Source organism: Pedobacter sp. Hv1, from assembly GCF_001412215.1.
Lineage (GTDB): Bacteria > Bacteroidota > Bacteroidia > Sphingobacteriales > Sphingobacteriaceae > Pedobacter.
The window spans coordinates 80,795-95,858 of record NZ_LLWP01000002.1; the positions used below are offsets into that span (position 1 = coordinate 80,795).

The window sequence follows — 15,064 nt, forward strand, 5'->3', positions numbered from 1 at the left end:
TTAATGTATTAACCGGATTAGCCTTAACAGCGTAATCATTTATGTCATAAAAATCACCTCAGGTTATCCATTTCTTTGATGTGCTAATTGATAATAATCTGCCCCCTTTTATTTTCCGTAGGCCTCCCATCGATCTTCATGAAATAAGTATAGGTACCTGCAGCCAATTTTTTTGCATCAAACTCCTTATAGTTCCCGGTTTCAGCTTTCCAATCGTCACGATAATCTACATTGTTATAAACAATAACATGCTTACTATTATAAATGGTTAGGGTTTTGAGCTCTGCTTCAGAATCAGGAATCTTCAGTAGGTCGCCCTTGGTCCTGTCCAAAGTAAGTTTTCCATAAAATGGAGGTGGGCCAATGGGAGGTGAATACTTGAGATCAGCACCTTTGATTTCCACAGCTCCATTTCTACCTATTTCCTTTCCATAAATCTTACTGGCTTGATCCTTACTCAAAATCGTTACACTTTCTGCGTTGATAACTCCATAGAAAGTAGCATTATCCTTCACTGCTTCACCATTGATCACAATGTATCTTTTATCAACTTCAACAGGAATATATTTTTCTCCATCGTATTTATATCCGTTCCTAGGCTGAAATCTGGTCTGAGCGACAGATTTCGCTATGGGTGGTGGAAACAATACCTGTTCTTTTTTGGATGTATTCGGTTCCTTTAACCAATTGATATTGTTACCAGTAATCTCTACCGCTCCAAATCCAGCCTCTTTCCCATATTTTCTTGTCGCTACTTCGGCATTGAGGTGCAATACTTTTTGAGCATTGGTTACGCCATAGAAAGTACTCAAGTCTGATACTTTTTTCCCATTAACTAAGATATATCTTTTCTCCACACTGTGGGTTTTACCATTCTGGTGTTCGGTTACCAACACGGGAAAGAAACTTTTTTTCATCGGTTTCTTTGCAGCTTCAGTTCTGTCTTTTTTTACAGGTAGTGATCCCTGTTGGGCTTCCTGAAAATCGGCTTTGAGAACTGTCATTTTCTTAGTATACAGTACTACATCACCATCATTTTTGGCAAACGCCATTGTAGAGGTAGTCAACATTATGCCACCTAGTGGCAGTGCCACTAACCACCTGAGGCTGGCCCAGACAGTAGTTCTTTTTCTGTTCAACATGTTGATTTTCATTTTTTATATTTTATGGTTTGATTTCTTCTGTTTTTGCAATAAGTCTTTCCCTAACAGCGCTTTGAATTATCTCTCAAAACCGATAGCACCTGGGGTATAGCTGCTGTCAATACTAGTTACAGTTTTTTTCTATGCGCTTACTTAAAGCTACAACTATTTTATTAGTTAATAAATTATTTCCATAATTTGTTTTTAAACAACTAATTATCAGCTAATTAAATTAATAAATCCAATATTTTTTTGAAATCGAAATGTTCCATTTCATCAAAAGGATATATGCATAACGATCCAAATCGATATCAATTTGTCGCAACTGATCCACGTGATGTACTCAAGAAACTTCTTTGGCTTTTGAAAGAAGGGATATACAAGCTCTAGTAGGTTGATCAACAGCACACCTAGATGTACTTGACGCATCGCTGATGGTAAGCAACCAAAATAATTAGTTAGGTAGTTTATTGGTTCATTAGTCAATGGTAACTCCAAACTGAATACTTATAACTCCTTTATTCATTGTCTTCGATAAGTTCAGACTGACATTTGTTGTTGATTCATTGGTCATTAGTTGATTTATCGTTGGTAATTGACAACTAAAAACGATGAACTGAATATTCCCAACTCCCTCTTCAGGACTCTCGACTCCTTACGCTAGACTATAGACTTCAGACTTCTCTACTCCAACCTAAATTTTTACTCGTATTTTAGCGCCTTAACCGGATTTGCTTTAACTGCACTTAGGCTTTGTATACTTACAATAAATAGTGTAAATACGATGGTAACTATATTAACCATTATAAATAAACCAATTGGCAAATTAATTCTATAGGCAAATGTTGTAAACCAATTTTGAATGTACAGGTAAGCAAACACATCTGCCAGAATATTAGCCATCAAAACCAATTTAATCAAATCCTTATTTAGTAATCCCAAAATCGCTTGGGTAGATGCACCTAAAATTCTCCTAATCGCAATTTCTTTAATTCTAATTTTCGCATTGAATGCGGCTAATGTTAACAAGCCTAAAAAAGAAATCAAAAGCGTAATGATACTGAACGAAAGCATTATTTTACCCATTCTTTCATATCCTACAAACAGATTCGCAAACTTTTCACTTTCGAATTTAAGGATTGGTGTTTGTTCAGGCTCTATTTCCTTCCATAAGGCAGTAATTTGTCTCATAGTATTAGAAACATTTTGGGGTTCTAGGCTCAACAAAATCCTACTTCTCCAAATTGTAGTAAAATTTCCGGCAAGGTAAATAGTCGGTTTAATCTGTTTTTCAAATCCTTCAGATTGAATATTTTTTACAACACCGATAATTTTTATCTTCTGTTTATTTCCATCATTGTCGTAACTTAAATATTGGCCTATACCACCATTCTTTAAACCTAGTGTGTTCACTACGGTTTCATTCACAATGGCATTATCAATCGTATCAGTTGCATAAAGTGATTTAGAAAAATCTCTTCCTGCAATAAGCTTTGCATTTATTAATTTAAAATAATCCAAATCGGTATATCGAGCAATAAACTGCGTTTTAACACCATTATAGGTATAGTCTTTTTGCCAAATACCCTCCCCTATTAGACCATCGGTTGCTCTGGCCAACATTTTCACTCCATTGATTTGTAAAAGCCTATTTTTAATATGTTGAAATTGTTCAGGATTAAGTCTTCTATTGTCAAATTTCCGCACACTTAAAGCAACCACTTGGTCCATCTGCATACCCATATCTTTATTTTTCATGTAATTGAGCTGTGCATTCATCACTAAAAAACAAATTACCAAAGCACCAGAGATCGTAAATTGCATTACCATCAACCACTTTCTCACCCTTCCTACTTCAATATTGGTATAAAAATTACCTTTAAGTACTTTAATAGGCATAAAACCTGATAATATTATGGCAGGATAAATACCAGAAATTATAATCACAAGCACAACAATACACAAGGCTTGGCTAAGCATTTTAAAAAACTCATTGCTATTAAATAAGCTCAATTGGGTGCTTAATAAATTGTTAAATATTGGCAAAAGCAACTCTACCAATACTAAAGAAAAAAAGAATGCGATTATACACTGTATAGCTGTTTCTGCTAAAAATTGTTTGGCCAAATTAAATCTAAATGCACCCAATACTTTTTTAATACCTACTTCTTTTGCTCTTCCTGTAGCTTGAACAATTGCTAAATTGGTAAAATTTACACATGAGATAATGATCAAAAAGCTGGCTAAGGCTGTTAAAACATAAATTGTATTTTGCTTTGGATCTTTCAAAAAATAAGAATTTATGTTTAGGTCAGAAATTGGCTCAATAATAAGTTCATGTGTTGTAATGCCTTCATTCTTTTTTAAAATAGCTAGCGCCTCTGTGGTACTTAATTTAAAATTTGGACTGCTATTTCTTACTGATCTTTTTGCTTCTTCTTGTAGGAAAGCTGCATTAATTTTTGGTGTCAACGCCTCTACATCGGTCCCAGGTCTAAATTTAATCAGCACATTAAAATATCGAAAAGGAAATTCAGCATCATCAGCTTCATTAAACTGCTCTCCGCCAATTAAATCTAAGGCAAAAACTGAGGGGTATTGGACATCATCCCAAACCGCTTTAATCAGCATCTTCTCATTAAAATTACCATCATTCATGGTAATCACCTTATTGATGGGACTCTCGTTTCCAAAGATCCTTTTAGCCTGTGATAAACTAATGGCATAAGATTTTGGGGTCTTATATACTTCTTCAAAGCTACCTTCTACCGCTTTAAGTGGATAGGTTTTTAGAAAATTATTTGTGGTAACTGCAATAGTAAAAGCGGTTTCAAATTTTTTACCGTTATAATCGTAATTTCTTATTGGACCTTTTCCAGCCCAAAGTCCAAAAGAAATAGCTTCTACTTCGCTAAAATTAGTGGTAATGACCTTGGCGAAACTTCCTTTTACCGCTTCTTCTTTCTTTTCTGCATCGTTAATAACGAGGTGTGTACCCACACGATATACATTCTTTAGTTCAGGATCCCATTTATCAAAATTTGTTTCGTAATTAATATAGAGTAATATTATTACAAAACCAGCCAAACCAGCGGCCAACCCAAATATATTTAAGCTTACATATATCTTGTTTTTCCAAAGATTTCGCCAAGCAATTTTTAAGTTTAATCTAAACATAGGTATAAGGTTTAAGGCTTAGGGTGTAAGGTTAGGTTTAGCGCATAACCATACGCCTTATACCTTTTACCTTACACCTTTATTCGTATTTCAACGCATCTACTGGATTATTAACGGCCGCTTTTCTGGCTTGTAGGCTCACGGTAAATAAAGCAATCATTACTGAAGTTAAGGTAGCTATCAAAAATGGCCATATCGGCATATCAATGCGGTAAGCAAAACCCGATAACCAGTTTTTGGTTAAGATAAAAGCAATTGGCCAACTGATTAAATTGGCAGCCAGTACCAAGATCAAAAAAGATCGATTTAACATGTTGATGATCTGGAAATCTGAAGCCCCCAAAATTTTTCTGATGGCAATTTCTTTTGTTCTCCGCTTGGCCATGAAAGTTGATAGGGCAAACAAACCCAATAGTGACAATACAACCGAAATAATGCTAAATAAAATAACCAGCTGCATCAATCTATTCGTTGACTTGAGTTGTTCTTTAAATGAATCTTCTACTGACGTATATTTTATCGGAAAGTTTGGATACAATTTTTTCCATTCGGCTTCTATCGATTTAATTACAGGCTTATAATTCTCGCTATCAAAACGTACCAATAAGTTATTGGTATTTGAGGTACCTCCTAATCGGGTAACCTTATAAATGGTAGGCAAAACTGCTTTGTCAAAACCTTCGTTGTGGTAATCTTTAATTACACCTACAATCTGAAAAGTATATTTTTCTTTGGTATCAAGCACATCATATTGTTTTCCTATTACATTTTTGCCCAATAATTTAGCTGCAGTTTCATTTAATACTACGGTGTTAACGGTATCTTGCTTATACTCTGGAGCAAAAATTCTACCACTCACCACCTGTACCCCTAATGCAGGTAGGGCATCCATGGTTACCGTAACCGTATTGAACTGAAAATCTTGATTATTATACCTGATCTCTTCAGGCACATTAAAAGCATTGCCCATTACCTGAGTAGTTGTAGCTACATATTTTACCCCAGGTATGCGTTTAATTCTTTCGGCAAATGTATCTTCATAATTCGTAGCAATATTGATTAGTTTATCTCTATTAAACCCAAGGTCTTTATTGGCTACATAATCTGTTTGTTTATAGATTACCCCTATGCCAATGATAAAGGTTACAGCGATGATAAACTGAACTACAACTAATCCATTTCTTAGGGCAACTCCACTAAATCCACTTTCGTAATTGCCTTTAAGTACTTTAACTGGATTGTATTTCGACAAAATCCAAGCTGGGTAAAATCCGGCCAAAAGTGTAATCAATACAAATACACCAAACAATTGCAATAACATACTGGCCAATTGTTCACTGTGCCAAAAACTCAATTGTACATCGAACTGATTGCCAAAAGTGGGTAATAAAACCTCAACCAAGATAACGCTGATAAATAAAGCCACTAAACTTTGTATGGCCGATTCTAACAAAAATTGAACTACCAACTGTTTTTTATAAGCTCCCAGTACTTTTTTAACCCCTACTTCTTTGGCTCTTTGTACAGATTGTGCGGTAGCTAAATTCACAAAGTTGATGATCGATACCAAAAGCAAGAAAATAGAAAGTGCAATAATGGGTTTGATCTTGGTTAACCAATTTGTACCTAATGCTGGTTTTGCATGCACTTCTTGAAGTGGAACAGCTTTTAGTCCAGGTGTTTTTCCATTTTTATAAAAATCGTTAAAAGATATTTTTCGCTGAACAAATGAGGCCTTTTTAAAATCTACATATACTTTTTGTAAGGTTTGATTAATTGCTGAAGTGTCTAACGTTTCATTGGCTAGGGCATAAAACTGACAATAGTTAGAACTACCTACCTGCTCAGGATCCGCTTCTCTTCTTCCACTATGGGTAATTGCATTAAAAACTACACTTTCTGCAGTTGGTGGGTCTGCCACCACACCAGTAACCGTCATGGTAGTTCCCTCATCACTTTGCCACACTACAATTTTAATTTGCTTACCCAATACCTTATCAGTTCCAAAAAGCCGCATGGCTAAACTCTGTTTAAGCACAATGGTGTTGGGGGCATTAATGGCTGTTAATCGGTCTCCTTGTATAAATTGATAGGGAAATACTTTAAAGAATAAAGAATCGGCATCTTTAATTTCTTGTACTATGATTGGGTCTGCATTGGCCACTTTAATGGCACGTCCACTACCCCAGCCTTTATCAATTTTGGTTACATATTTAAATTGGGGTACTTTTTCCTTTACTAGGTTAGCAATTCTCGAATCTCCATTGTCCTGCCAATATTGTTTATTGTCTGGCGTAAAAAAATCGTGCCTTTCTCTAAGCTCATACACTTTGTCTAGTTCTGAGCTCCATTTATCGTAGTTAGCCTCGTGATTGATAAATAAAAGCAATAACACAAAAGCAGTTAGCCCAATTGCAAGGCCTCCAATGTTAATGGCTGCATAAACTTTGTTCTTAAACAGGTTACGCAATGCGATTTTAAAGTTTAATCTGAACATAAGGTATAGGGTTTAAGGCATAAGGTTTGGGGTTTGGGCGTATCAACCTTACGCCTTTTACCTTAAACCTTTAAGCAATTATTCGTATTTTAAAGCATCTACCGGAGATTTTTTTACTGTTCTAATGGCTTGAAGTGAAACTGTTAAAAGTGTAAGTATAATACAAAGCATAAGGGCTGCAACAAATGGGACATAAGAAATTTCTATCCTATAGTAGAAGCTATTTAACCATTCTTTGGTTAGGTAGTAAGCTATTGGCCAGATGATCAGGTTTGCCAGAAGTACCGCCTTCATAAAGCCACTATTTAACAAAGTCAATAAATCTTTTACAGAAGCCCCTAGAATTTTACGCACAGCTATTTCTTTTGTTCTTTGCTCTAGATCAAAGTAGACCATTCCAAACAAGCCAATACAACATAAGAATATCGCAATTGCTGCAAAAGAAATAAAGATAGAACCCAAACGCAACTCGGCCATATACAGTTGTTGCAAATGCTCATCCATAAACTGAAGGTCAGGTAAAATTTCTGGAAAGTGTTTTTTCCATATCTCTTCTATTTTTGCCTTAGTGGCCACCAAATCTTCTGTATTGGTCTTGATGTAAAGATATCCAGATGTTGGGTTCAAACTAACTTGAATAGCCACAGGTTTTACTTCGGTATGCAAAGACATGCCGTTAAAATTGCTCACTACTCCTATTACCTTTCCTTGTAAACCTCCATAACTTAAAATAGTATCAATTGGTCTTTTTAAATTAAATGCTTTAACCGCTGCCTCATTTAACAGAATAGGCTTTTGATCGGTCAATTTTCTTGCCTCTTCTCCAGAAAGGTTTTCTGCAGCTTTGTAATAATCAAAAACATCACTACCATATTTTTCAGAAAACACTCTCCCTTTTAGGGTTTTAATGTCTAAAGTTTTGATGAAATCGAAATCAGCGTCAATAAAATCCGCAGTATAATTGGTGGTATCATTGTCATTCGTCCATGAAGAGGAGCCACCAAAAGTCTTGCCCGGATCAAAAGAAGAAAGGCTTACAGATTTAATCTCTTTATTTTGGAGCAGTTCTGCTTTAAAAGCAGTAAAATTATTGCCAAACCGCCTATAAGAAGATACCATTAGCTGGTTTTTATCAAAACCCAAGTTTTTGGTTTTAATAAACTTCAGTTGTGCGTAGATAATTAATGTACAAACGATTAAAAAGGCCGAAATAGAAAATTGAAAAACCATTAAGATTTTCTTAAAACCAAATCTGCCAGAAGTATGCCCGGTATATCCCTTTAAGGTTTTAACAGGCATTAATTTAGAAAGAATAATGGCTGGATATAAGCCTGCTACAAATCCAGATATGATAATTACACCTATAGATATCCAAATTGTTTTTACATTAACCATATCTGCTAAAGAAATGGCAATTCCTATTTTTGAACCGATAACTGGTATCAAATCATAAGTTAATATTAAAACCAAAACAGTTGCCAGCAAGAAATACAGGTAACTTTCGCTTAAAAATTGTATCCTCAATTGTCCAACAGAGGCTCCCATTACTTTTTTGATCCCAATCTCTTTACCTCTTTTTAATGAAGCTGCTACCGTTAAGTTGATAAAATTGACTATGGCGATTAAAAGGATAAAAAAAGCAACAATAGAAAAGATATATACATACTTGATGTCGCCATTGGCTGCTAATTCTCTTGTTGTATGAGAATATAGGTGGATCTTGGTCAGAGGCATCAGCTTGATCGAGACTCCTTCTGGAAATTGATATTTTTTATAGAGCGATTTTAATTTTTGTTGTACAAATTCAACGGATGTACCCTTTTTGATCTGAATATACTGTGGAACCGAAGAATAGGCCCGCCAGTTCAATTCTTTTTTCAAATCAGACTTTATAACAAGGTCTGCATTAAAATGTGAAGCCTTGGGTACATCTTTCATAATCCCTACAACTTGAAAAGGTTTCTTATCATTTTCAAGTAATATACTTTGCCCAAGCGCATTACCCTTTGGAAATGCAGTTTTGGCAAATGTTGCTGAAACAACAATAGTATTGGGCTGCTTTAGTACAGATTTTAAATCTCCAGCAATTAATGGGATGCTAAACATCTCAAAAAAAACAGGGTCTGTAGTTAACAACTCTCTCTTAAAAAGAGTATTGCCAACTTTTATCTGTTCGTTATAGGTAAATAAATTTGTCGTTTTTTCGATCTCTGGTATTTCTCTCAATAGCATTTCGGCCAAACCAGACGGCAGTTGTATATTTTCTTTTTGACTTTTTGCTTCAATAGATTGTAAACGGTAGATCTGCATGGCATTTTGAGCATAGCGATCAAAAGAGAGTTCAAACATCACATAAGCTATCAATACCACAACGGTGCTTAAACCAATAATTAAACCAACCAACTTTATGGCTGTTGTTAATTTATGTCTCCAGATATTTCTTAGTACAATTTTTAGGTTAAGTTTAAACATTGGCCTATTGTTTAAGTATCAATTGTTAGCGTTACATCAAAATCTATTAAGGGTAAACCATTAACTACTTACCTTAACATCTTCTTTAATTACTCCATCTTCTATGGTTAAAATACGGTTGCCATATTGGGCGTTCCTCTCAGAGTGGGTAACCTGAAGAATGGTAATATTTTCTTCCTCATTTAGTTTTTTAAACAGATCCATAATTTGCTCTGCCTGTACCGACTGTAAATTACCAGTAGGCTCATCTGCCAAAATAATGGAAGGTTGCGCTACCAAAGCTCTGGCAATACCCACCAATTGCTGTTGCCCACCAGAAAGCTGGTTGGGGAAGAGGTCTTTTTTGGCAACCATATTAAAGCGATCTAAAATATCGGCAATACGGCTTTTACGCTCAGAGCCTGGTATTTTTTTATACAATAATGGTGCTTCAATATTTTCTGCAACTGTCATTTCATCAATTAAATGATAGGCCTGAAATACAAAACCAATATGGTTCCGATATAGCTCTATTCTTTTACGCTCGTTCATGGCAGTTACATCTTCGCCCATAAAATTATATTCGCCATAGGTTGGCTCTTCGAGCATACCTAATATATTTAACAGTGTTGATTTTCCTGCACCAGATGGCCCCATAATGGAAACAAATTCGCCCTGTTTAATTGTTGTTGTTACATGACGAAGGATGTAGCTCTTTACCCCTTTATTGGCGTAGTATTTTTCTATATTTTTTAATTCAATCATAATTAAGTTATAGGTTAAGGGTTGCAAGTTATGAGCTTAGACCTTTAACTGGAAACTCATAACTTGTAACTCGTTTTATTCATATTTCAAAGCATCAATGGTGTTCGCTCTGGCGGCATTGTAAGATCTTAAAGTTACCGTAACTAAGGTAATGACCATAGAAATAACCATTGCAATAATAAATGGCCAGATACTTAAATCAATTCGGTACTGAAAACTGGCTAACCATTTGGAGATAAAAATGTAGGCAACTGGCCAAGCCACCATATTGGCAATCAATACCATCCATAAAAATGTACTGTTTAACATTTTGATCAATTCGAGATTTGAAGCACCCAAAACTTTACGAATGGCAATCTCTTTGGTGCGTTGTGTAGCCACAAAAGAAATCAAACCAAATAGACCTATAAAAGAGATAAAGATCACTACCCCGGCAAAAACTTTAAATAAAATCCCCATTACCCGTTCTGTTTGATAGTAATTGCTAATTTGATCGTCTATAAACCTCAGGCTGTATACATAATCTGGGAAAGTACTGTTAAATGTTTGTTCAATAGATTTAACGGTGCTCACCATCTCTTTAGATTCTAGTTTGATGGCCATTGTACGGTAATTATTTTTTGTAGAAAAAATAACAATTGGCGAAATCGCATCGTGCAGCGAGGAGTTATTAAAATCTTTAACTACCCCAACAACTGGAGCTTTATGACCATTTACATTAATTATTTTCCCTAAAGCCTCGCTCGGATTAATTACGTTCAGTTTTCTCAGTAAGGTTTCGTTTACCACAAATTCTTTTGTAGTATCACTTTTCGACAATTGCTTACCCGCTACGAACTGTAGACCAAATGTTTTAAAATAGTCCTCATCAGCCATTTTTAAATTGACCTGAAAGTCGGCATCTTTTGAGCTGTTATAAGAGAAATTGGTTTCGTTATTGTTGCGTGATGAAGGAGCCTCATTACAGAAACTTACCCTATTTACTCCAGATTTTTTTAAGATTTCTTCTCTAAAACCATTGTATTTTAATTTGCTCAAACTATCTGTTGGCACACTGATTAAGGCGATAGCTTTGGTATCAAAACCTAGAGATTTATCACGAATGTAGCTCATTTGTTTAATCACTACCAAGGTACTTACAATTAAAATAGCAGTAATGGCAAATTGTACAACCACCAAGGTTTTACGTAAACCAACACCTCCAGACTTTGTGCTGCTCACCTTATTTTTAATGGCCAGCGCCGGACTAAAGCCCGACATGATTAAAGCAGGATATAAACCAGCTAGAAAACTAACTAATACAAGCATCACCAGTAAAAACACAAAAATAATAGGATGGCCAAAAAGGGTAAATTTAATATTGGCTCCAAATAAGCTTTCCATACCCGGAAGCGCTAGCTCTGTAAATACACAAGCCAATAGCAATGCTATTAAAGTAATTAAAGTGGTTTCGCTTAAAAACTGCCAAATCAATTGGTTGCGTCTGCTACCCATTACTTTCCTTACACCCACCTCTTTAGATCTGCTAATGGCTTGGGCAGTAGCCAAATTCACAAAGTTAATACAAGCTGTAAGCAACAAAAACAATCCAATGATACCAAGACCTATTAACTGCTTATAAGGGGTTACACTACCTACCAAATTTCCATAATCGGTATTGTGATGGATATTACTTAAAGGTTGAAAAGTGTGGCCTTCTTTTCCAGGTCCTTTATCAACATAATATTTTGCAATAAATTGTGCCAAAGGGCGATTGAGCTGATCAATAGTCACACCCTTTTTTAAGAGGACATAACATTCGGTACCTGAAGAAACCGAACCCCAGCTTTTGCTGTTCCTACTTGTATAACTTGCATAGCTAAACACAATATTGAGCGGGAAACTGCTATTCTGTGGGTTATCCTTAATAATCCCTGTTACCTTATAATCTGTTTTGTTATCGAAATTGATGCTATTTCCCATCGCCTTTCTCCAATCGCCAAAATAAGTATTGGCTGTTTTTTCAGAGAGCACCACTGTGTTAGGTGCACTTAACGACTGATTGGGTTGACCTGCCAACCATTGGTAATTGAAAATTTCAAAAAATGAAGGTTCAGTATAATGTACATCTTCAACTGTTTTGATTTCGGCCTTGCCTGCTTGGGCACGAACTTTTATAATTCCGCCCGCTTGTTGTATGGAAGCTACCTTTTCTAATTGCGAAAAATCATTTCGCATGGCAGGTGCCAATGGTCTTGGTACGCCTTGCGAATAAAATTCATTTCCATCAGCATATTTCCAAGAAGAAACCACACGATAAATTCGATCAGCATTCTGATAGTCTTTATCATAACTCAACTGATAGTTTATAAATATGAAAATAAGGATACAGCTGGATAAACCAACGGCTAAGCCAAAGATATTAATGGCAGTATAACCTTTATATTTCCAAAGGTTTCTCAGTGCGATTTTTAGGTTTAATTTAAACATAATCTGGTATGGTCAACAATATGCTGTTTCCTATGCCAATTTTATACCAAGTCAAAAATAAAATACAAACACCTAATAATCAGCTGATTAAAAACTAAATAAAATTCAATATGTTCGTTTTCGTACAATACCTGTACGTAAGCGAACTACGGCTGGTTATTCATATTTTAAAGCATCAATTACATTAGCCTTAGTTACCTTATAAGATCTTAAACTTACGGTAATGATGGTAATTAGAAGTGAAACGCACATTGCCAATACAAATGGCCAAACACTCAGCTCTATTCGATAAACAAAATTGGATAACCATTTTACAGCCAGCAGGTAGGCAATAGGCCAAGCTACCAGATTAGAAATCAATACCATTCTTAAAAAAGAGCTATTTAACATTCTGATCAGTTCAATAGTAGAGGCCCCCAATACTTTTCTAACAGCAATTTCTTTTGTTCTTTGGCTAGCAACATAAGAAACTAGGCCAAACAGCCCAATAAATGAAATAAAGATAATAAGTGCTGCAAAAAGTTTAAACAAAACACCTGTAACTCGTTCTGCCTGATAATAGCTATTAATCTGATCATCTAAAAAGCTGGCCCCGTACACCCCATCTGTAAATATAGACTTCCATTCTTTTTCAATTGATTGCATGGTTTGTACTACATTAGTAGACTCGAGCTTAATTGCCAATGTTTCATACTCTGAATTTGCAGAAGAAATCACAATTGGCGAAATGGTTTCTTTAAGTGAAACATTGTTAAAATCTTTAACCACTCCTACAATCAAGGCTTTCTTGCCATCAACAATTAAGGGTTTGGCCAATACTTCATTTGGGTTTGTGATATTCAACCGCTTTAACAAGGTTTCGTTTACCACATATTCTTTAAGTGTATCGCTTTTTGAAATGTTTCTACCTGCTATCAATTGCAGGCCGAATGTTTTAAAATAATCTTGATCTACAAATTTTGTATTAATGGTAAAATCTGCTGCTACCGGACTATTGTAAGAGAAATTGGTATCGTGGTTTAATGCCGAAGAAGGTGCTGTATTGCATAAACTTACTTGTTTTACACCTGGAATGGCCAATATACGTGCTTTGGCTAGTTGATATCTGGTCTGACTTAAACTATCATACGGAAGATTTACCATGGCTATCGATTCTCGGTTAAAACCCAAAGGCTTTTCACGAACATATTTCATTTGCCAGATTACAATTGAGGTACCCACAATTAACAAGGTGGTAATTGCAAACTGCACCATCATTAAGGTTTTTCGAAGTACCAAACTACCAACACCTGCCGAAATAATGCCTTTATTTTTAACAGCCAATGCCGGACTAAATCTTGACATGATTAGCGCTGGGTAAAAACCTGCCAAAAAACTAACTAAAAGCAATAAAATTGCAATAAACACAAAAATACCTGCATTAGAGAAAAAGCTAAAAACAACCAAGGTATCCATCAAATTTGACACAATTGGCATACTTAGTTCTGCTATTACACAGGCCAATAATATGGAAATAAATGTGATCAGTGTGGTTTCACTCATAAACTGTATCATCAGTTTTTTTCTTGAACTTCCCATTACTTTTCGTACACCTACTTCTTTTGATCTGGCAATAGCTTGGGCGGTTGCCATATTGATAAAATTAATACAGGCGGTAAGCAATAAAAATATACCAATTATACCTAAACCGATAATCGATTTCATTGGCGTAGTTTGGTTAGCGAAGTTCATTGTTCGCTCATCTTTATGAATTTCGGACAAAGGCTGTAATAAATTCCCTCTTTTTCCCGTAATCTTCGGATCGCTATAATGCTTTTTAGAAAATTGTGTTAGGGCTTTATCAAATTCTTGCTCATCAACTCCTTCTTTCAATAGCACATAACAGTTTGAATTTGTTCTTAATGATCTCCAACTGGTATTGGTACTTCTCGGAAAGGTAGCATAACTTATAATGATTTTTAATGGAAAACTACTGTTGATTGGGAGCTCGTCTATAATACCACTAACTTTCAAATCGAGTGTATTTTCAAAACGAATGGTCTTGCCCAACGCATTTTGCCAATTGCCAAAATATCTATTCGCAGTTTCCTTAGTCAATGTAACCGTATTGGGCTGTTGTAAAGACTGCATAGGATTACCTGATAACCACTTTACTTTAAAAATTTCAAAAAAATCTGGTTGGGCAAAATATACATCTTCATTTGTTTTGATCCTTTCTTTGCCATTCACATCATCTACTTTGACAATACCTCCGCTCTTTTGGATAGCAGCCACCTTTTCAATCTGCGGCAATTCTTCTCGAATAGCTGGTGCCAAAGGAATAGGAACGCCACCAGAATAGTCTACAACCCCATCTATATCCATTTTAGTAATCACCCTATAAATACGGTTCTTATTGACAAATGATTGGTCGAAACTTAATTGATAATTGATAAAAACATAGATCAGGATACAGCTTGCCATACCAATAGACAATCCCATTACATTGATCAAAGTATAGCTTTTATTTTTCCAGAGGTTGCGTAGGGCGATTTTTAGGTTTAATTTAAACATAAGGTAAAAG

The 15,064-nt window shown here is 35.4% G+C and carries 7 protein-coding genes; all 7 read right to left on the bottom strand.

Annotated features, from left to right (window positions below):
* Window positions 1-83: 83 nt before the first annotated feature.
* A complete protein-coding gene (locus AQF98_RS04695; protein ID WP_055130772.1) occupies window positions 84-1,154 on the bottom strand; it encodes a gliding motility-associated C-terminal domain-containing protein in 1,071 nt (356 codons plus the stop codon).
* 690 nt (window positions 1,155-1,844) lie between these two features.
* Window positions 1,845-4,319 carry an ABC transporter permease gene (locus AQF98_RS04700; protein ID WP_055130773.1) on the bottom strand — a complete coding sequence of 825 codons (2,475 nt, stop codon included), beginning with the start codon at window positions 4,317-4,319 and terminating at the stop codon, window positions 1,845-1,847.
* A 79-nt stretch (window positions 4,320-4,398) separates the two neighbouring features.
* Complete coding sequence (locus tag AQF98_RS04705; protein ID WP_055130774.1) at window positions 4,399-6,816, bottom strand: FtsX-like permease family protein; 2,418 nt, start codon at window positions 6,814-6,816, stop codon at window positions 4,399-4,401.
* A gap of 78 nt (window positions 6,817-6,894) precedes the next feature.
* Window positions 6,895-9,288, bottom strand: coding sequence for an ABC transporter permease (locus AQF98_RS04710; RefSeq protein ID WP_055130775.1), 2,394 nt, complete (start codon window positions 9,286-9,288; stop codon window positions 6,895-6,897).
* 60 nt (window positions 9,289-9,348) lie between these two features.
* The gene (locus tag AQF98_RS04715) at window positions 9,349-10,032 is read right to left on the bottom strand and encodes an ABC transporter ATP-binding protein (protein ID WP_055130776.1); all 684 of its coding nucleotides are present in this window, start codon (window positions 10,030-10,032) and stop codon (window positions 9,349-9,351) included.
* A gap of 75 nt (window positions 10,033-10,107) precedes the next feature.
* The gene (locus AQF98_RS04720; protein WP_055130777.1) at window positions 10,108-12,501 is read right to left on the bottom strand and encodes an ABC transporter permease; all 2,394 of its coding nucleotides are present in this window, start codon (window positions 12,499-12,501) and stop codon (window positions 10,108-10,110) included.
* Between the two features lie 156 nt (window positions 12,502-12,657).
* Window positions 12,658-15,054: an ABC transporter permease gene (locus AQF98_RS04725; RefSeq protein ID WP_055130778.1), complete on the bottom strand. Its 2,397-nt coding sequence runs from the start codon at window positions 15,052-15,054 to the stop codon at window positions 12,658-12,660.
* Window positions 15,055-15,064 lie beyond the last annotated feature (10 nt).